Here is an 18,993-nt window from a genome sequence, read left to right on the forward strand (position 1 = left end):
AACGGAATCAGCGCGATGAATAAATTCATAGGCGTTTTACTGCTAGGTGCGGTTTTACTGGCGGGATGTGTCGACCGGGAAGGGTACTATAACAGCGTCAGGGAAGAAGAGAGTCATGGACTGACGTCTCTGCGGGGGCAACCTGAATTACGTTACAACGATGATTGGTCAAGATGGCCGAGAGTGTACGGCGCTACAGCCTTATACCCGCTGTATGCCTCCGCGTATTATGAATTAGTACCCGAGCCAAAAGATAAGGATCGAACCTCGCTGGCCTGGCAGGCGTATGGTTTGCAACAAACCCGAACAGCTGAAGCCTACGATAGTCTGATCAAGGGTACCGCGACGGTTATTTTTGTTGCACAACCGTCGGAAGGACAGAAAAAACGTGCAGAAGAAGCAGGCGTTAAACTGAAATATACCGCGTTTGCCCGCGAAGCCTTTGTCTTTATCGTTGATATCAAAAACCCGGTTAATTCACTTAGCGAACAGCAGGTCAAAGACATTTTTAGCGGTAAAGTGAGTCGCTGGAATAAAGTGGGCGGCGGTGACGAAAGTATAAAAGTCTGGCAGCGGCCAGAAGATTCTGGAAGCCAAACGGTTATGAAGGGACTGGTTATGCAAGATACTCCAATGCTGCCAGCCAAAAAATCCACTGTTATCGATCTTATGGGCGGTTTAATTACCGAAGTCGCCGACTACAAAAACACACCATCTTCTATTGGATACACTTTCCACTATTACGTCACACGTATGAATGACAATATGCTCAAAATGCGCAAACAGATCAAACTGCTGGCTATAAATGGCGTTGCACCTACAGAGGAAAATATCCGTAACGGCACTTATCCGTACATGATTGATGCTTATATGGTGACGCACGAAACCCCTACGCTGGAAACGCAGAAATTCGTCGACTGGTTTTTAAGCCCGCAGGGACAGCAATTGGTAGAGGATGTGGGCTATGTGCCGCTGTATAAAACGTTATCAGATATTAAATAATAAAGTAAACAGGGGCAGATATGAAGATTTTATTACCTATCAGCAATGGATTACTCTTTCTTCCTGAGAGTAATGCTGCACACCAGAGTATTTCACCGCCTTTCCAGCATTACACATTAGCTTGTGATAGAGAGCAAATTAACCCCGGGATTAATTTATCTGAGTATTATTCAGAAAATGAATTTGACTTGTACCAATATTATGCTTTTCGTTGCCCGGATATAGAGAATAAAGTCAGAGGACTATCAGTTTCTGTTTTATTGAGAGTGAGCGCGAAAAATCCGTTTGAGGACAGGCTAAATGTTTCAACACCATACGCTGTTTATCCTGATTATAACATCAATAAAACAATGGACTGGAGTGATGATGGCAACAGGGAGAAATCAATGTTAAACGACTCTGTTAATATTAATGTTACTCAATAAAGATGCTAAAAATTATGCTAAAGCGATTATTTGCTATTATCCTTATTTTATCTGTGCCGGGGTGTTCTGTTATTGACACATCCCTGGAGAAAAATGATCTGTATAATTTATCTGTGTATGAAGATAATATTGGTAACAATTCAGTATTAGTTACAGTATTCGCAAGTCATGGTAATAGTGCATTGGTTGTCAGGAAGATAGAGCAATTCAGAACAAAAGACTCAACAATAAATATTCATGTTTATTTATCCTTACCTATGTTTACGGATAACGGAAGCTCCAGTCAGATTTCTTATAGTGTAATAGTGCCAGCAGATATTAATAAAGTTACGATAGGTGATGATGAACAAATCATCTGGACAAGAACGAAAGGGTAAAAGTAACCTGGTATATATATGAAATGTATAATAGAAAAAGATTTAACTACCAGTTAATATTAAAGGACAACCAAATGGAATTAGTTAATACATTATTTGCAAGCCTTGCCGGTACTGATCCTTTCACAGGCGTTGATATTACGATTGCCAACTGCAAATCGACATACTGGGATGAAGGCATTGTTCAGCAACTCATTAACCAGGTCCTGGATGAAGGGGAAAAGTTCGTCGGTGCTGACGGCCTTGAGGGATTGCTTCGATATAATGTCACATTAAATATTGGCTTAACGTCCAGCAATGTATGGCCGGGATTTTCCCTCGATACCGCCACGATCAGTCGTCTTTGTGTCTGTGGTGCTGATTTTGGATTTGACCCCTATATCAGTGATGTACCAGATGTTCAATGTGACCTGAACACGACAAATGACGTCACCGTACAATTTACGGCGATGCTAAACCCGGATGAGCGGGTGATCATAGCAAAGCGCCCGCTTAAAAAATGTGACTCCTGGATTGAGGATGTCTATATCTTTCAGGTCTTTAAAGATGCCTGGAAATTTCATAACGATAACAGTTTACGCGGATTTCGCGATAAGCAGGCCGAACTGAAACTCTACACGCGTCATTACTCAGTGGAAAATTGCGCAGAGGAAAGCTGTCGAGACTGCAATAGTTGCATTCGCCCCAGCTTTTCCCTTTCGCGTAGCGCCCTTATTCGCCTGAACGCGGCGAATGCTCGTTTTGTCTATCAGCCGTTTACACGCGACCAGCGGGCGAGGGGGTAATTATGCAACCCAGCCCCGCCATGCAGGCATTAATTGAGCAGATATATCACACCTTTCGCCGTTATCCGGTGCCGCAGCAATTTGTGATTTGTTGTAAATATTGCCTGAGCCAGCAGGAACAAAAAGCATTACGGAATACATCGTTACGAGCCATACCTTATTCCTTAATCAACGCCTGGAATAGCAGCCCAGGACCTGATCCGCAAAACAGCGATGAGGTACGTTATTTTCTGCCGCGTTTACTGGAATTTGTTGCACAGGGGCATTTTGATAATATTCACGAAGTATTTACTCTACGCCGTATAAACCTTGCCAATAAAGCGAAATGGCGTGCGGATGAACGGGCAATTTTGCAGCGATTTGCCTGCCAGTTTATGGTTGATTGGGTATCCGGCGATGAGGCTGTCGAGTTACAGTACATGCTGGAAATGTTTTTCAGTGCCGATATCGCCCTTGCGCCATTGCTGGATGCCATTAATTCAGTTCCCGGCTTTTGGTCGGCCGTTTCTCTTGCCTGTTTATTGAACAGGTATCGTGAAGGTTATATCAGAGATAACCAGGACGATATCGATAACGCCATTACCGCCCAAATCAATACTTGGGCCGTCAACAATCAAGACATCCTGAAAGAACGAGCGCGGCAGGCGATTGAGAATCCGCTAAAACAGCCAGAACAGTGGATGGAATACCAGACCCGGGAAGACGACTGGATGATTGATGAGTGTTTGTGTGCGATGTATGATGCATCATCGGAATCATCAGGAAAATAAAAATGATTAAATTCCGGCTTTATATTCCTCCAGTAATTCTCGGTTTTGTTATCGTGCCGTTTTTGGTATGGCCGACGGTTATTGCCTTAGTTATGCTTATATTCACGTTAACTTTCCTGGCGGAAATGATATTCTCCCTTCCACTCCTGGTCGTGCGTATTTCTCTTCTGGAATTACAACTTGAGTTATTGGCTGAATATGCACTTTTTTTCAGTGTAATGGGTGGCGTCGGTTGGCAATTCTCCCGCAGAACGCCTCCTGAACTAAAAAACAGACTGCATTGCTGGCTGGTCTTTTCTCCGGTCTATTTCTGGTTAATTCTCTCAAATTTCATTCTTTATATTTCTCCAGAGAAATCAGCGTTGCTGGAAAATATCCGAAATTTCTTTCTGACGTTTGTCTGGCTTCCCCTGAATTTTTCCCCTTTCTGGCCGCAGCCGTGGACTGATTTTGTCGGCCCGATTAGCGCACAGCTTGGTTTTGCGTTGGGATATTACTGCCAGTGGCGCAGCAAAAATAGAAGCCAGAGGCAGAAATGGGGCGAGTGGGGAACGTGCTTAAGTTTGGCGATTTTAGCTCAGGGGCCGTTATTCATATTGTTACAGGGAATACTTTAAGGAATCAGTACGTTATGGCGAAGGCAAAAAAGAAAAAATTACCCAAAGATTTTGATGAAATTCTCCAGACTGGGGATTTCGAAGCATTTAAAGCGGTCTTTGAGAGTTGCGACGTTAACGCATATGGCGGTTACGGTAAAGAACCCGCACTGGCAAAATGCTGGCAATGCCCGGAGAGTTGGGCTCAATGGCTGGTAGAACAGGGGGCAGATCTTACTGCAACAGATGAATACGGTGCAACGCCGCTGCATAATTGGGCGCACTGTTGGACGCAGAATGTCGACGTTTTGCTTAAGTTAGGCGCTGATGTAAACGCCGTTTCCCGTCATCGAGGAACGGCCTTGCATAGCGCGGCGAAATCACATAAACCGGAAAACGTCAGGAAACTTATTCAGTGGGGGGCACAGATCGATGTCTTGAATGCTGAACGGCATACGCCGCTGGAGGCAGCGCTATGTGTCTGTCGGACTATTAATATTGAAGAAATGGTGCAACTGGCAGAAATTTTGCTGGCCGCTGGGGCGGAAAGAACGCCACGTATGCGTGGGTTTGTTACCCGCATTGGTGAGAAATTTGAATTTTTACGTGCAGATTACAATCCGGAAAGTGTAGATAAAGTCAGCGCCGCGCTGGATCGACTGTACCAGATTTTTGATGTTGAACCTGTACCGCGTCGATATGTTCATGACGGTGTTTCACCCATTGTAATTAATGCACAAGAAGAGAATATTTTTGCCGCATTATGGCAGCAACTCGTGCCGGGTATTGGCGCAGCCAATTCATTGCAGGGAGAAGTTATTCGTATTGCTGGAAAAATAATTTATGAACTTGACGGTAATGGCGGTATTAACTGGGATGCCGATTATAAAAAAATGGCAGATGCCTTTCTGGAATATGTCAGCCAGGGAAATGCGCTCCCGGAACAGTTGTTGGAAGAAACTCGCTTGCTTATTGCACTACTCAAGAAAAAGAAAGGCGAGCCGCACCGTCTGGTTGAGTTAAGCGTTATTTGGGTAACCGCGAATTTACAGCCCATCAGGTTGGATAATGTAAAATATAAGCGCTAACAAAATTGCGGATTGAAGGGATTGACAACAATGACGACTTTATCCGCTTTAAACGCATTTCATGAGGAAAACTATGATGTGGTTTGCCCAAAATGCGCAGCAAAAGCGACGGGAAAAACCATAGTAAATGGGACTAAAGGCACCTATCGCTGGCCGTTAATAAGGTTTGCCATCTCGCAAATTACCTGTATGCACTGTGGTTTTAATCGCCAGCTGACGCCAATGCAATCACGTCAACCGGATGCCTGGACGTTCTGGTATGTCTGTGGATTTAAAGGTAAGCGGATATGGGCGATAAATTATCACCATCTTCAGTTTATGATTGCCGTGCTTGCAGGAGAGATTACCGAATCCAATATGTCGTTATATCAACTGGCACTCTATGAAGCATGGCCTGACACACTGAAATTAAAAAAGAACAGGCAAGAGTTGCTTCGGTTATTCAAGCAACTGGCAACCTGATAGCCCGGTTGCACTTTACAACCGGGCATTATCCTTACGACGCCAGAGACAACCTCTGCTGCGTATACTCCCCCAGCCACTGACTCACACGAGATTGTTGATCCGCATTCAGCCACATGCCTTGTTTTGTGCGACGCCACAGGGCATCGTCGGCGCGGCGGACCCATTCGTGGTCGACCAGATATTTCAGCTCCGCTTCGTAGAACTCATGCCCGAAATCCTCCCCAAGATCGCTTACCGCCCCCGCATTGCCGAGCAGCAGCTCGCTGTTGCTGCCGTAAGTGCGCGCGTAGTGACGTGCCAGCGATTCGGTCAGGAACGGATAACGGCGGCGCAGGCGGGCGGCATAATCGTCGCGGTCGCCCTCGATGGCACCACCCGGCAGCACGCTCTCTTTCGTCCACGCCGGGCCAATACCCTGATAATACGGCGTCAGTTTTTCCAGCGCGTGCTCTGCCAGTTTGCGGTAGGTGGTCAGCTTACCGCCGAATACCGATAACAGCGGAGCTTTGCCGTTTTCATCATGGATATCAAGGGTGTAATCACGGGTAATGGCCTGCGGCGAATCAGATTCATCATCACACAGCGGACGCACACCGGAGTAGGTCCAGACGATATCGTCCCGGCTTAACTGCTTTTTAAAGTGCGTGTTATACACTTTCAGCAGGTAATTGATTTCACTCTCTTCAATCTTCACTGCTTTTGGATCACCTTTGTATTCCACATCGGTGGTGCCGATGATGGAAAACTCGTCCATCCACGGGATCACGAAGACAATACGTTTATCTTCGTTTTGCAGAATGTAGGCTTGCTTCTGGGTATGCACACGCGGCACGACAATATGGCTGCCTTTGATCAGGCGAATGCCATAAGGTGAGGGTAGATGCATCCCGTCGTCGAAGAACTGCTTCACCCACGGGCCGGTGGCGTTCACCAGACCGCGTGCCTGCCAGCTGTATTTTTTACCGGTATCAATATCTTCTGCTTCCACAATCCACAGGCCGTTTTCGCGGCGAGCAGAAGTGGCACGAGTACGGGTAAGCACTTCACCGCCTTTACGCACCACCATCTGGGCGTTGGCGAGTACCAGACGGGCGTCGTCTACCCAACAGTCGGAATATTCGAATCCGCGCTTAATTTCCGGTTTTAACACTGAATTTGCGCCAAAACGCAAACCGGTAGATCCCGGCAGGCTGGTACGCTTACCCAGATGATCGTACATAAACAGACCAATACGGATCATCCACGCCGGACGCAGATGCGGGCGATGCGGCAGGCGAAAACGCATCGGGAACGCGATATGGGGGGCCATTTTCAGCAACACTTCACGTTCAGCCAGCGCCTCGCTGACCAGGCGGAATTCATAGTGCTCAAGGTAGCGCAGGCCACCATGAATGAGTTTTGAACTGGCGGAAGAGGTCGCACAAGCGAGATCCTGCGCCTCCAGCATCAGCACGGATAAACCGCGTCCAGCGGCGTCTGCCGCGATACCAGCACCATTGATGCCGCCACCTATCACAATCAGATCTTTGGTTTCCATGCTGCCCTCATTCACTTTCGTTAAAGCTCATAAATGTTCGTTATCGAACATATTAGCAAAGAATCGCGCTTTGGGTAACATTGAAAAAACATTTTAGAGTGATATGTATAACATTATGGCGTTTATCTGCCGCTTCGACGTAAACTGTGCGGTAAATTTGCCCACTTGTTTGTAAAGAAAGAGAGACGCATGGATCAGTTCGAATGTATTAACGTTGCCGACGCGCACCAGAAGTTGCAGGAAAAAGAGGCGGTGCTGGTCGATATTCGCGATCCACAGAGTTTCGCAATGGGGCATGCGGTGCAGGCTTTCCATTTAACCAACGACACATTGGGCGCGTTTATGCGTGATAACGACTTCGATACGCCAGTCATGGTGATGTGTTACCACGGTAATAGCAGCAAAGGCGCGGCGCAGTATCTGCTACAACAGGGCTACGATGTGGTCTACAGCATTGATGGCGGCTTTGAAGCCTGGCAGCGTCAGTTTCCTGCAGAGGTGGCGTACGGCGCGTAACGCTTTATACTGTCCCCTTTTGTGTGGAATAAGCGACAGCAACGATGTTGATGATTACCTCTTTTGCTAACCCCCGCGTGGCGCAGGCGTTTGTTGATTACATGGCGACGCAGGGTGTTATCCTCACGATTCAACAACATAACCAAAGCGATGTCTGGCTGGCGGATGAGTCCCAGGCCGAACGCGCGCGGGCGGAGCTGGCGCGTTTTCTCGAAAACCCGGCAGATCCTCGTTATCTGGCGGCCAGCTGGCAGGCGGGCCATACCGGCAGCGGCCTGCATTATCGCCGTTATCCCTTCTTTGCTGCCTTGCGTGAACGCGCAGGTCCGGTGACCTGGGTGATGATGATCGCCTGCGTGGTGGTGTTTATCGCCATGCAAATTCTCGGTGATCAGGAAGTGATGTTATGGCTGGCCTGGCCATTCGATCCGACACTGAAATTTGAGTTCTGGCGTTACTTCACTCATGCATTAATGCACTTCTCGCTGATGCATATCCTCTTTAACCTGCTCTGGTGGTGGTATCTCGGCGGCGCGGTGGAAAAACGTCTCGGTAGCGGTAAGCTAATTGTCATTACTCTGATTAGCGCCCTGTTAAGCGGCTATGTGCAGCAAAAATTCAGCGGGCCGTGGTTTGGCGGGCTTTCTGGCGTGGTGTATGCACTGATGGGGTACGTCTGGCTACGCGGCGAACGCGATCCGCAAAGTGGCATTTACCTGCAACGTGGGTTAATCATCTTTGCACTGATCTGGATTGTCGCCGGATGGTTTGATTTGTTTGGGATGTCGATGGCGAACGGAGCACACATCGCCGGGTTAGCCGTGGGTTTAGCGATGGCTTTTGTTGATTCGCTTAATGCGCGAAAACGAAAATAATTCCAGGGATTTATAAATGAAACAAACACAACGTCACAACGGTATTATTGAACTGGTTAAACAGCAGGGTTATGTCAGCACCGAAGAACTGGTGGAACACTTCTCCGTCAGTCCGCAGACTATTCGTCGTGACCTCAACGAGCTGGCGGAGCAAAACCTGATCCTGCGTCACCATGGCGGCGCGGCACTGCCTTCCAGTTCGGTTAACACGCCGTGGCACGATCGTAAGGCCACCCAGACCGAAGAAAAAGAGCGTATTGCCCGTAAAGTGGCGGAGCAAATTCCTAACGGCTCGACGCTATTTATTGATATCGGCACCACGCCGGAAGCGGTGGCGCACGCGCTGCTTAATCACAGCAATTTGCGCATTGTGACCAACAATCTCAACGTCGCTAACACGCTGATGGTAAAAGAAGATTTTCGCATCATTCTTGCAGGTGGCGAATTACGCAGCCGCGATGGTGGGATCATTGGCGAAGCGACGCTCGATTTTATCTCCCAGTTCCGCCTTGATTTCGGGATTCTGGGGATCAGCGGCATCGATAGCGACGGCTCGCTGCTGGAGTTCGATTACCACGAAGTTCGCACCAAACGCGCTATTATTGAGAACTCGCGCCACGTTATGCTGGTTGTCGATCACTCGAAATTTGGCCGTAATGCGATGGTCAATATGGGCAGCATCAGCATGGTCGATGCCGTCTACACCGACGCCCCGCCACCAGCGAGCGTGATGCAGGTGCTGACAGACCATCATATTCAGCTGGAGCTGTGCTGATCCTGCACGGCTTCCCACGTCAGACCAAAACGCGCCAGGTATTTGCGTAGCCGATCCGCGTCGTTGACGCTGGCTTTGCCCTGGCGCGAAACATCAAAGAGTTCACGCCCGGCAGCGGAAAGCGATTTTGCCTGACGGCAGATAGCGATAACGTGTTCCAGTTGCAGCCGATCAAAGAGGTCGATGTTTTCCGCTTCAGCGCCCAGTAGCTGCTTAAGCGCAGAAGAGCGGCTATCCTGCCAGTTGTAGCGTAGACGGTTTATCTCATCTTCTACGGTTTCAAGGGTGATACGCCCACTATCGGCAAACGTCGCCATGCGTGTGACGCTGGCAGAAAGTTCGCGAAAGTTACCGCGCCATGCTGCCTGAGATGATGTCGCAAAGGCCAGCCAGGCGCGCCTCGCTTCGGTGTTAAAACGCACGCTGTCGCCGGTAAGTGAGGCGTGGCGCTCCACTTCATAATCCAGGTTAGGTTCAATATCTTCCTGGCGCTGGCGTAGCCCCGGCAGGGTGAAGGTCCAGAGATTAATCCGCGCGTACAGGTCTTCGCGAAATTTGCCTTCGGCAACCAGCTGGCGCAAATCGCGCACCGTTCCGGCGATCAGCTGAAAATCACTGCTCACCTGGCGATCGCTGCCAAACGGGTAAAAGGTTTTCTCTTCAATGGCTTTCAGCAACATCGCCTGTTCGTCTGCGCCCAGTTCGCCAATCTCATCAAGAAACAACATGCCGCCGTTGGCGCTGCGTAATAATCCTTCACGAGATTCCCGCGCCCCGGTAAACGCGCCTTTCACATGACCAAACAGCGCGGACATGGCGGTATCGCCGCGCAGAGTGGCACAGTTCACCTCCACAAACGCGCCGCTAAACTGATGCCGCGCCTGTTTTAACTCGAAGATGCGTCGTGCCAGAAACGACTTACCCGCACCGGTCGGGCCGTTAAGCAGGATCGGTGCGCGAGATTTGATCGCCACTTTTTCGATCTGCTCAATCATGCGGTTGAAGTGGGCGTTACGCGTGGCAATGCCGGATTTGAGGAAATCGAGGGTTTGCTGGCGTTCTTCGGCAAAGCGGCTGGCTATAGCGTTATAACGGCTTAAATCGAGATCGATAATTGTCACTTCACCTGCACCGCGCGGCTGTTCTTTTTTACGCGGTGGCGAAGATTGTATTAACCTGGCGGGCAGGTAACGTGCTTCCGCCAGCAGAAACCAGCAAATCTGCGCGACGTGGGTACCGGTGGTGATGTGAATTAAATAGTCTTCTTTATCAGGTTCGAACGCGTAACCACGGGCGAAATCATGCAGGCAGGCGTAAACCTCCTCGAAATCCCACGGGTTATGCAGTTCAATCTCAACGCCCACCACTTCTGTTTCTGGCGAAACATTGGCGATATCGCGTTTAAGCGTTTCAAACAGCGAGCGTGAGCGGGCGTCGTGCAACAATTCCAGTCGATCGATGACTAACGATTCTTGCTGGCATAGACAGAGTGACGGACGCCATTTCGACCAGCGCTGACTGCCGCGCCCGGCATAATCCAGTACGGTGCCGACAAAGCCAAAAGCCACTGTTTTACGCATCTTAGATATCCTTATAAAAGACGATATTTCATTATCGGTAAATTGGCTTCGTGGAAAATCTCCGTTTACGGACTGGAAGATTTTATCTATTTAAAAACAATGAATTAAAAAATTAATCTGCTTATTTAATTTTCTGGCACGACAGTTGCAATTATCTGGACAGCAAACAACGAAAAGAGAAAAACAAAATGAATTACGAATTACTGACCACTGAAAATGTCCCGGTAAAAATGTGGACCAAAGGCGTACCGGTAGAAGACGATGCGCGTCAGCAACTTATTAATACGGCGAAGATGCCGTTTATTTTCAAACATATTGCGGTAATGCCTGATGTACATCTGGGTAAAGGTTCCACCATTGGTAGCGTGATCCCAACCAAAGGAGCGATTATTCCGGCGGCGGTGGGGGTAGATATCGGTTGTGGAATGAACGCGCTGCGTACCGCGTTAACGGCGGCTGACCTGCCTGAAAACCTGGCGGAGCTGCGTCAGGCAATTGAAACTGCCGTGCCGCATGGGCGTACCACAGGCCGTTGTAAACGTGATAAAGGCGCATGGGAAAACCCGCCTGTTAACGTCGATGCGAAATGGGCTGAGCTTGAAGCCGGTTATCAGTGGTTAACGCAAAAATATCCGCGTTTCCTTAATACCAATAACTATAAACACCTGGGAACGCTGGGAACCGGTAACCACTTTATTGAAATCTGCCTTGATGAGTCGGACCAGGTGTGGATTATGCTGCACTCCGGTTCACGCGGAATCGGTAATGCCATCGGAACTTACTTTATCGATCTGGCGCAAAAAGAGATGCAGGAAACACTTGAAACGTTGCCATCGCGTGACCTGGCGTACTTTATGGAAGGTACGGAATACTTTGATGATTACCTGAAAGCGGTGGCCTGGGCGCAGCTTTTTGCCAGCCTTAACCGCGATGCGATGATGGAAAATGTGGTAACGGCGTTGCAGAGCGTTACGCAGAAAACGGTAAGACAGCCACAAACGCTGGCGATGGAAGAGATCAACTGTCACCACAACTATGTGCAAAAAGAACAGCACTTTGGCGAAGAGATCTATGTGACGCGTAAAGGCGCGGTGTCTGCGCGTGCTGGTCAATATGGAATTATTCCCGGTTCGATAGGGGCGAAAAGCTTTATTGTCCGTGGGCTGGGAAATGAAGAGTCGTTCTGTTCGTGCAGCCACGGTGCCGGGCGGGTAATGAGCCGTACTAAAGCGAAAAAACTGTTCAGCGTGGAAGATCAAATTCGTGCCACCGCGCATGTGGAATGCCGTAAAGATGCCGAAGTGATCGACGAAATCCCGATGGCGTATAAAGATATCGACGCGGTGATGGCGGCACAAAGCGATCTGGTGGAAGTTATCTACACCCTGCGTCAGGTGGTGTGTGTAAAAGGATAAATGATGAAAAGGATGATTGCGCTGGATGGCGCACAGGGCGAAGGCGGCGGGCAGATCCTGCGCTCGGCGCTGAGTCTGTCGATGATAACCGGCCAGCCATTTACCATCACCGGCATTCGCGCCGGGCGGGCGAAACCGGGGCTGTTGCGCCAGCATCTGACGGCTGTAAAGGCGGCGACGGAAATTTGCGGAGCAACGGTGGAGGGCGCGGAGCTGGGGTCGCAGCGTCTGGTCTTCCGGCCCGGTACCGTGCGCGGTGGCGACTACCGCTTTGCTATTGGTAGCGCCGGAAGTTGCACGCTGGTACTACAAACGGTACTGCCCGCGCTGTGGTTTGCCGATGGTCCTTCTCGTGTTGAAGTGAGCGGAGGTACCGATAACCCGTCGGCCCCGCCTGCAGATTTTATCCGCCGGGTGCTGGAGCCGCTGCTGGCAAAAATAGGAATTCATCAGCAAACCACGCTGTTACGTCACGGTTTTTATCCTGCCGGAGGCGGCGTGGTGGCGACGGAAGTCTCGTCCGTGGCATCGTTTAACACTTTGCAACTTGGCGAGCGCGGGAACATTGTGCAGATGCGTGGAGAGGTGCTACTGGCTGGTGTGCCACGCCATGTCGCTGAGCGTGAAATCGCTACGTTGGCGGGTAGTTTTTCCCTGCATGAGCAGAATATTCATAACCTGCCGCGCGACCAGGGGCCGGGTAATACCGTCTCGCTTGAAGTCGAAAGTGAAAATATCACTGAACGCTTTTTTGTCGTCGGTGAAAAGCGCGTCAGTGCCGAAGTGGTGGCTGCGCAGTTAGTGCAAGAGGTGAAACGTTACCTGGCGAGCCCGGCGGCGGTAGGGGAATATCTCGCCGACCAGTTGGTGCTACCGATGGCGCTGGCGGGCGCGGGAGAATTTACGGTCGCCCATCCCTCATGCCATCTGCTGACCAATATCGCGGTGGTGGAGCGTTTCTTGCCAGTGCGGTTTAGTCTGGTGGAGGCGGATGGCGTAACGCGGGTGAGCATTGAATGATATAAAGATGTAAGCCGGATCCGACGTATTATCCGGCTAAACTCACACCCCATATCCCATCATCTTCAGCAGTTTCTGCGCGTGTTGTACCGCGGCCTGACGGTGGGCGACACCGAGTTTTTGGTACAGATTGCGGATATGCGTTTTGATGGTGGTTGCCGCCACTTCCAGCTCGCCTGCAATTTGTTCATTGCTGTAACCGGAGTAAATCAGCCCCAATACCTGCCATTCGCGTTGGGTCAGCGGGCTGGTACGGATCAATTCTGGTACTTCCGGATGATTTAGCAGACGTTCAACGAAATTCTCATCAAAATGGGCGAATTTATGCCGATGATGTTGATTTATTTCCCGCAGAATACGCTGTGCGCGATGCTGTTCCAACTCAGGCAACGTATTGAGTTGAATCAGTTGGCGTAACTGTTGCGCCATCGCTTCGCCTTCGATGACAAAGTGACTGATAAATCCGGTACGATTCGCCAGTTTTAATGCCTCCAGCAACACACGCTGGGCATCATTTTTGCGACCAGCCTGCCAGTATAGTTGATTAAGCAGCAACAGGTTACGGTTGAGATCGCTCATTAACCGCAGACTGCGGGCGTTTTCATTGAGTTCTTCAAGAACAATTTCTGCCGGTTCAAACTCGCCCAGCAATATTTGTGCACGGGCGATGTTGCGCCATTGACCTTGCAGGAAGTGGTTATTCGCAAACTCCGGTTTGGCTGTGTGACGCAACCAGTTGGCGGCGGCAGCTTTGTCGCCGGTCATTTGCCAGTAAATGACCCGGACTTTGTTGGCGTTAGAGATCCAGTCGCTGTGATATTTGCCATTTCCCAGCAGGTTTTCCAGACGATTCAGTTGGCTACGGGCGTTATCCAAATCACCTCGGGCCAGCGAGCATTGAATCAACATTGCCAGGCACTGGAGCTGTTGCTGTGGCTGATAAGACGACAAAACTTCAATCCCGCTGCGTGCCGATGCTTCGGCTTCGTCCAGCCGTGCCCAGGCCCATAACAGTTGTGCTCGGATACGTACCAGAAATTCATGCATTGGCAGCTGTTCCAGATGCTGCTCGTTGATCAGCTGGAATGCTTTTTCCTGCGTTTCCCACGCGGTTTGCAGGAAACCCTGAGCAAACAGAATTTCGCTTTGCTGGATTAAACTCCATAAGGCGTAGTGCCAGACATCGTGCTGGCGTGCCATCTGTTCGGTTTGCTGCATTAACGCCAGTGAGCGGGTCAATTCGCCTTTGCAGTGCAATACTTCACCCAGCACTGAGGTTGCTACAATGCGGCTATAGAACCAGCCCGGAGGCAGTTCTTCCAGTGCCAGTTTTGCCAGCCGTTCCGCTTCATCCGGATTACCATCGTTAATTGCAACCTGGGCGCGCAGAGCGTTAAATTCTGCGTGCATGGTGCCTTCTCTGATGTCCTTGATTTCATGTTCAGCACGGGCCAGCAGGGTGTTAACTTCGCCGTAGCGATGTTGGCTTTGCATCAGCCACGCCTGCAATAACACCAACTGCGGATTTTCCAGCAAACTGTCCCACGGCAGGGCCTTAAGCGACTCTTCCAGTAGCGACAGTTCGCTATGGTTGAACAGACTCCAGGCGTGATTAAGCAGAATATCGCGCAGCATCAGCGCATCGCCTGCCGCCAGCGCATGATGAATCGCTTCGCTGGGGAATCCCTGGGCCATCCAGCTTTCTGCGGCGGCACTGTGGATTTTCGGCAGCTCCGCCGCCAGTTCCCACTGGCAGCGCTGGCGCAGGAAGTTGCCAAACAGCGGGTGATAGCAGAACCACTCGCCGGTATCATCCATCCGCTGTAAAAACAGCCCCTGACGCTCAATCTCTTCGAGGCGCATTTGCCCGTTTTCTTCGCCGGTCACACGTGTGATGAGTGCATCGTTCATTGAGCGCAAAATGGCGCTTTTCAACAGAAAATGGCGCGTTGTGAGATCGACGTTGTCCAAAACCTCATCGACCAGATAATCCGAAAGATGACTGGCATTGATTCCCGCCAGGCGACGTGCCGACTTATGGGCTGAGTGGGTATTCTGCCGGGCGGAGAGGGCAATTAACTGTAGCGCAGTCGCCCAACCGGAAACGTCATCGCAAATCCGGCTGCTTTCTGCCGCTTCAATCGGCGATGACAGGCGGCAATCAAAAAACTGCTTCGCTTCCTGATGGGTAAACGCCAGTTGCTGACTGCCAATTTCCAGCAGTTGGTCGCGAACACGCAGATTGGCAATGCCCAGTTGCGGAAGATTGCGTGACAGCACCACCAGGGTGAGATTTTCTGGTTGATGGCGAATAAAGAAGCGCATTGACTCGTGGATCACCGGATTAGTGATCAGATGGTAGTCATCGATGACCAGATAAAGTGGGCTATGCCATTCCGCCAGCTCAATGAAAAGCTGGGCAAAGAGTGACGTCAGGCTGGCATATTGCCGTTTTTGCGCCATCGTCTCACAAATCGCACAGTGACCGTTGGTTGCCTGTTGCACGGCGGCAATGAAATAGCTGGCGAAACGCTCTTGCTGGTTATCGCCCTCATCCAGCGAGTACCAGCCTAAATCGTTTTTGCCTGCCGCCCATTGAGAAATGAGTGTGGTTTTTCCGTAGCCCGCAGGACTCGTGATCAGCGCCAGCCGGAAGTTGTTCGCGCCGGAAAGTTTAGCCAGCAGGCGCTCACGAACCACGGTATGGTCGAGTCGAACCGGACGACTTAATTTTGACGGAATCAGCATAGTTAATCACTTCACTGTGGAAAATGAGGAAATATTATTTTTTTTGCGCTTCGTAATTAATGGTTATAAGGTCGGCCAGAAACCCTTCTAATGCAAGCGATGACGTTTTTTTATGTGTCTGAATTTGCACTGTGTCACAATTCCAAATGTTTATTAACAACTCACCTAATAACGACGCTGATGCAGCGTGAATACTGGGTTTTACGGTATTTTCCTCATGTTCATCAGTTTCATTTAAGCAAGGGAGTCTTCTCAATTCCTGATGAAAGAGCCATCTAAAAAGAGGATCTTAATAAACCTATTAAGAATGAGATGGAGCAAACTGGATGTTTTACTTATGAAACTGTTTCACTCCTTTACTTAATTTATAGAGTTACCTTCCGCCTTTTGAAAATACACAACGGCCATTTTTTGCACTTAGATACAGATTTTCTGCGCTGTATGGCATTGATTTGCTGCTAATCCTGTGGATTGCACTAGGTTTAAGTGGTCGAGATCACATTTCCTTGCTCATCCCCGCAACTCCTCCCTGCCTAATCCCCCGCAGGATGAGGAAGGTCAACATCGAGCCTGGCAAACTAGCGATAACGTTGTGTTGAAAATCTAAGAAAAGTGGAACTCCTATGTCACAACCTATTTTTAACGATAAGCAATTTCAGGAAGCGCTTTCACGTCAGTGGCAGCGTTATGGCTTAAATTCTGCGGCTGAAATGACCCCTCGCCAGTGGTGGCTGGCAGTGAGTGAAGCCCTGGCGGAAATGCTACGTGCCCAGCCATTCGCTAAACCGGTGGCCAATCAGCGACATGTTAACTATATCTCAATGGAGTTTTTGATTGGACGCCTGACGGGTAACAACCTGTTGAATCTTGGCTGGTATCAGGATGTACAGGATTCGTTGAAGGCTTATGACATCAACCTGACTGACCTGCTGGAAGAAGAGATCGACCCGGCGCTGGGTAACGGTGGTCTGGGACGTCTGGCTGCGTGCTTCCTCGACTCAATGGCAACTGTCGGTCAGTCTGCGACGGGTTATGGTCTTAACTATCAATATGGCTTGTTCCGCCAGTCTTTTGTCGATGGCAAACAGGTTGAAGCGCCGGATGACTGGCATCGCGGTAACTACCCGTGGTTCCGCCACAACGAAGCACTGGATGTGCAGGTAGGAATTGGCGGTAAAGTGACGAAAGACGGACGCTGGGAGCCGGAATTTACCATTACCGGTCAAGCGTGGGATCTTCCCGTTGTCGGTTATCGTAATGGCGTGGCGCAGCCGCTGCGTCTGTGGCAGGCGACGCATGCGCATCCGTTTGATCTGACAAAATTTAACGACGGAGATTTCCTGCGTGCCGAACAACAGGGCATCAACGCGGAAAAACTGACCAAAGTCCTCTATCCAAACGACAACCATACTGCCGGTAAAAAGCTGCGCCTGATGCAGCAATACTTCCAGTGTGCTTGTTCGGTAGCGGATATTCTGCGTCGCCATCATCTGGCGGGGCGTAAACTGCACGAGCTGGCAGATTACGAAGTTATTCAACTGAACGATACCCACCCGACTATTGCCATTCCAGAGCTGCTGCGCGTGCTGATTGATGAGCATCAGATGAGCTGGGATGACGCCTGGGCCATCACCAGCAAAACTTTTGCTTACACCAACCATACCCTGATGCCAGAAGCGCTGGAACGCTGGGATGTGAAGCTAGTGAAAGGCTTACTGCCGCGCCACATGCAGATTATTAACGAAATCAATACTCGCTTTAAAACGCTGGTGGAGAAAACCTGGCCGGGCGATGACAAAGTGTGGGCCAAACTGGCGGTGGTGCACGACAAACAGGTGCATATGGCGAACCTGTGTGTAGTTGGCGGTTTCGCGGTGAACGGTGTAGCGGCGCTGCATTCAGATCTGGTGGTGAAAGATCTGTTCCCGGAATATCACCAGCTGTGGCCGAACAAATTCCATAACGTCACCAATGGTATTACCCCTCGTCGCTGGATCAAACAGTGCAACCCGGCACTTGCGGCTCTGTTGGATAAATCACTGGAAAAAGAGTGGGCTAACGATCTCGATCAACTGATCAATCTGGAAAAATTCGCTGATGATGCGAAATTCCGCCAGCAATATCGCGAGATCAAGCAGGCGAATAAAGTCCGTCTGGCAGAGTTTGTGAAAGTTCGTACCGGTATTGAGATCAATCCACAGGCGATTTTCGATATTCAGATCAAACGCTTGCATGAGTACAAACGTCAGCACCTGAATCTGCTGCATATTCTGGCGTTGTACAAAGAGATTCGTGAAAACCCGCAGGCTGACCGCGTACCGCGCGTTTTCCTCTTCGGCGCGAAAGCCGCACCGGGCTACTACCTGGCGAAGAATATTATCTTTGCGATCAACAAAGTGGCTGATGTGATCAACAACGATCCACAGGTTGGCGACAAATTGAAGGTGGTGTTCCTGCCGGATTATTGCGTTTCGGCGGCGGAAAAACTGATCCCGGCGGCGGATATCTCCGAACAAATTTCGACTGCAGGTAAAGAAGCTTCCGGTACCGGCAATATGAAACTGGCGCTCAATGGTGCGCTTACTGTCGGTACGCTGGATGGTGCTAACGTCGAAATCGCCGAAAAAGTTGGTGAAGAAAATATCTTTATTTTTGGTCATACCGTGGAACAAGTGAAGGCAATTCTGGCCAAAGGCTACGACCCGGTGAAATGGCGGAAGAAAGATAAGGTGCTGGACGCAGTATTGAAAGAGCTGGAAAGCGGTAAATACAGCGACGGCGATAAGCATGCCTTCGACCAGATGCTGCACAGTATCGGCAAACAGGGCGGCGATCCGTATCTGGTAATGGCGGATTTCGCAGCCTATGTAGAGGCACAAAAGCAGGTGGATGTGCTGTACCGCGACCAGGAGGCCTGGACTCGCGCGGCGATCCTCAATACCGCCCGCTGCGGTATGTTTAGCTCGGATCGCTCTATTCGCGATTATCAGGCTCGTATCTGGCAGGCAAAACGCTAAGG

At 50.0% G+C, this 18,993-nt stretch carries 17 protein-coding genes; 14 read left to right on the top strand and 3 right to left on the bottom strand.

The annotated features are described in order from the left end of the window. Nucleotides 1-15: 15 nt before the first annotated feature. The 8 genes from AABJ99_RS01725 (at nucleotide 16) to AABJ99_RS01760 (ending at nucleotide 5,505) form a co-directional block, all read left to right on the top strand. The gene (locus AABJ99_RS01725; RefSeq protein ID WP_039020628.1) at nucleotides 16-1,002 is read left to right on the top strand and encodes a PstS family phosphate ABC transporter substrate-binding protein; all 987 of its coding nucleotides are present in this window, start codon (nucleotides 16-18) and stop codon (nucleotides 1,000-1,002) included. A gap of 20 nt (nucleotides 1,003-1,022) precedes the next feature. Then, nucleotides 1,023-1,427 (top strand): hypothetical protein, encoded by a 405-nt coding sequence (locus tag AABJ99_RS01730; RefSeq protein WP_039020627.1) that lies wholly within the window; start codon nucleotides 1,023-1,025, stop codon nucleotides 1,425-1,427. Nucleotides 1,428-1,441: 14 nt separating this feature from the next. After that, nucleotides 1,442-1,804, top strand: a complete 363-nt coding sequence (locus tag AABJ99_RS01735) for a hypothetical protein (RefSeq protein WP_039020626.1) — start codon at nucleotides 1,442-1,444, stop codon at nucleotides 1,802-1,804. A gap of 74 nt (nucleotides 1,805-1,878) precedes the next feature. Then, nucleotides 1,879-2,589 (top strand): membrane protein, encoded by a 711-nt coding sequence (locus AABJ99_RS01740; RefSeq protein ID WP_039020625.1) that lies wholly within the window; start codon nucleotides 1,879-1,881, stop codon nucleotides 2,587-2,589. Between the two features lie 2 nt (nucleotides 2,590-2,591). Beyond that, on the top strand, nucleotides 2,592-3,359 hold the full coding sequence (locus AABJ99_RS01745; protein WP_039020624.1) for a hypothetical protein: 768 nt from the start codon (nucleotides 2,592-2,594) through the stop codon (nucleotides 3,357-3,359). Nucleotides 3,360-3,361: 2 nt separating this feature from the next. Beyond that, nucleotides 3,362-3,976, top strand: coding sequence for a hypothetical protein (locus tag AABJ99_RS01750; protein WP_039020623.1), 615 nt, complete (start codon nucleotides 3,362-3,364; stop codon nucleotides 3,974-3,976). Between the two features lie 14 nt (nucleotides 3,977-3,990). Further along, the gene (locus AABJ99_RS01755) at nucleotides 3,991-5,043 is read left to right on the top strand and encodes an ankyrin repeat domain-containing protein (RefSeq protein WP_039020622.1); all 1,053 of its coding nucleotides are present in this window, start codon (nucleotides 3,991-3,993) and stop codon (nucleotides 5,041-5,043) included. A 30-nt stretch (nucleotides 5,044-5,073) separates the two neighbouring features. Continuing rightward, nucleotides 5,074-5,505: a hypothetical protein gene (locus AABJ99_RS01760; RefSeq protein WP_039020621.1), complete on the top strand. Its 432-nt coding sequence runs from the start codon at nucleotides 5,074-5,076 to the stop codon at nucleotides 5,503-5,505. A gap of 34 nt (nucleotides 5,506-5,539) precedes the next feature. Here the strand turns inward: AABJ99_RS01760 and glpD are convergent, their stop codons facing one another. Next, a complete protein-coding gene (gene glpD, locus AABJ99_RS01765) occupies nucleotides 5,540-7,045 on the bottom strand; it encodes a glycerol-3-phosphate dehydrogenase (protein WP_039020620.1) in 1,506 nt (501 codons plus the stop codon). Between the two features lie 189 nt (nucleotides 7,046-7,234). Between glpD and glpE the strand changes: the two genes are divergently transcribed. The 3 genes from glpE to AABJ99_RS01780 are packed head-to-tail and all read left to right on the top strand — an operon-like array spanning nucleotide 7,235 to nucleotide 9,211. Beyond that, the gene (gene glpE / locus AABJ99_RS01770) at nucleotides 7,235-7,561 is read left to right on the top strand and encodes a thiosulfate sulfurtransferase GlpE (RefSeq protein ID WP_000371928.1); all 327 of its coding nucleotides are present in this window, start codon (nucleotides 7,235-7,237) and stop codon (nucleotides 7,559-7,561) included. 44 nt (nucleotides 7,562-7,605) lie between these two features. After that, complete coding sequence (gene glpG / locus AABJ99_RS01775; RefSeq protein ID WP_338387483.1) at nucleotides 7,606-8,436, top strand: rhomboid family intramembrane serine protease GlpG; 831 nt, start codon at nucleotides 7,606-7,608, stop codon at nucleotides 8,434-8,436. 16 nt (nucleotides 8,437-8,452) lie between these two features. Beyond that, nucleotides 8,453-9,211, top strand: coding sequence for a DeoR/GlpR family transcriptional regulator (locus AABJ99_RS01780; protein ID WP_000815098.1), 759 nt, complete (start codon nucleotides 8,453-8,455; stop codon nucleotides 9,209-9,211). Here AABJ99_RS01780 and rtcR read toward each other — a convergent pair. After that, entirely contained in the window at nucleotides 9,193-10,791 is a 1,599-nt protein-coding gene (rtcR, locus tag AABJ99_RS01785) for a DNA-binding transcriptional regulator RtcR (protein WP_039020619.1), read from the bottom strand. The two genes, AABJ99_RS01780 and rtcR, sit on opposite strands and share 19 nt — an antisense overlap. A 188-nt stretch (nucleotides 10,792-10,979) precedes the next feature. Between rtcR and rtcB the strand changes: the two genes are divergently transcribed. Both rtcB and rtcA read left to right on the top strand, forming a co-directional pair. Beyond that, nucleotides 10,980-12,206, top strand: a complete 1,227-nt coding sequence (rtcB, locus tag AABJ99_RS01790; protein WP_338387484.1) for an RNA-splicing ligase RtcB — start codon at nucleotides 10,980-10,982, stop codon at nucleotides 12,204-12,206. 3 nt (nucleotides 12,207-12,209) lie between these two features. Next, nucleotides 12,210-13,226, top strand: a complete 1,017-nt coding sequence (gene rtcA, locus AABJ99_RS01795) for an RNA 3'-terminal phosphate cyclase (RefSeq protein WP_039020617.1) — start codon at nucleotides 12,210-12,212, stop codon at nucleotides 13,224-13,226. Between the two features lie 42 nt (nucleotides 13,227-13,268). On the opposite strand, the gene malT is transcribed toward rtcA, so the two are convergent. Continuing rightward, nucleotides 13,269-15,974, bottom strand: a complete 2,706-nt coding sequence (gene malT, locus AABJ99_RS01800) for an HTH-type transcriptional regulator MalT (protein WP_039020616.1) — start codon at nucleotides 15,972-15,974, stop codon at nucleotides 13,269-13,271. Between the two features lie 623 nt (nucleotides 15,975-16,597). On the opposite strand from malT, the gene malP reads away from it, so the two are divergent. After that, a complete protein-coding gene (malP, locus tag AABJ99_RS01805) occupies nucleotides 16,598-18,991 on the top strand; it encodes a maltodextrin phosphorylase (RefSeq protein WP_000081880.1) in 2,394 nt (797 codons plus the stop codon). Nucleotides 18,992-18,993: the final 2 nt, after the last annotated feature.

This window comes from Escherichia coli, from assembly GCF_036503815.1.
Taxonomy (GTDB): domain Bacteria; phylum Pseudomonadota; class Gammaproteobacteria; order Enterobacterales; family Enterobacteriaceae; genus Escherichia; species Escherichia coli_F.

Excerpts from the sequence above, each read along its gene's own strand:
- AABJ99_RS01725 (WP_039020628.1), top strand. The coding sequence starts at position 16 with ATGAATAAATTCATAGGCGTTTTACTGCTAGGTGCGGTTTTACTGGCG.
- AABJ99_RS01730 (WP_039020627.1), top strand. The coding sequence starts at position 1,023 with ATGAAGATTTTATTACCTATCAGCAATGGATTACTCTTTCTTCCTGAG.
- AABJ99_RS01735 (WP_039020626.1), top strand. The coding sequence starts at position 1,442 with ATGCTAAAGCGATTATTTGCTATTATCCTTATTTTATCTGTGCCGGGG.
- AABJ99_RS01740 (WP_039020625.1), top strand. The coding sequence starts at position 1,879 with ATGGAATTAGTTAATACATTATTTGCAAGCCTTGCCGGTACTGATCCT.
- AABJ99_RS01745 (WP_039020624.1), top strand. The coding sequence starts at position 2,592 with ATGCAACCCAGCCCCGCCATGCAGGCATTAATTGAGCAGATATATCAC.
- AABJ99_RS01750 (WP_039020623.1), top strand. The coding sequence starts at position 3,362 with ATGATTAAATTCCGGCTTTATATTCCTCCAGTAATTCTCGGTTTTGTT.
- AABJ99_RS01755 (WP_039020622.1), top strand. The coding sequence starts at position 3,991 with ATGGCGAAGGCAAAAAAGAAAAAATTACCCAAAGATTTTGATGAAATT.
- AABJ99_RS01760 (WP_039020621.1), top strand. The coding sequence starts at position 5,074 with ATGACGACTTTATCCGCTTTAAACGCATTTCATGAGGAAAACTATGAT.
- glpD (WP_039020620.1), bottom strand. The coding sequence starts at position 7,045 with ATGGAAACCAAAGATCTGATTGTGATAGGTGGCGGCATCAATGGTGCT.
- glpE (WP_000371928.1), top strand. The coding sequence starts at position 7,235 with ATGGATCAGTTCGAATGTATTAACGTTGCCGACGCGCACCAGAAGTTG.
- glpG (WP_338387483.1), top strand. The coding sequence starts at position 7,606 with ATGTTGATGATTACCTCTTTTGCTAACCCCCGCGTGGCGCAGGCGTTT.
- AABJ99_RS01780 (WP_000815098.1), top strand. The coding sequence starts at position 8,453 with ATGAAACAAACACAACGTCACAACGGTATTATTGAACTGGTTAAACAG.
- rtcR (WP_039020619.1), bottom strand. The coding sequence starts at position 10,791 with ATGCGTAAAACAGTGGCTTTTGGCTTTGTCGGCACCGTACTGGATTAT.
- rtcB (WP_338387484.1), top strand. The coding sequence starts at position 10,980 with ATGAATTACGAATTACTGACCACTGAAAATGTCCCGGTAAAAATGTGG.
- rtcA (WP_039020617.1), top strand. The coding sequence starts at position 12,210 with ATGAAAAGGATGATTGCGCTGGATGGCGCACAGGGCGAAGGCGGCGGG.
- malT (WP_039020616.1), bottom strand. The coding sequence starts at position 15,974 with ATGCTGATTCCGTCAAAATTAAGTCGTCCGGTTCGACTCGACCATACC.
- malP (WP_000081880.1), top strand. The coding sequence starts at position 16,598 with ATGTCACAACCTATTTTTAACGATAAGCAATTTCAGGAAGCGCTTTCA.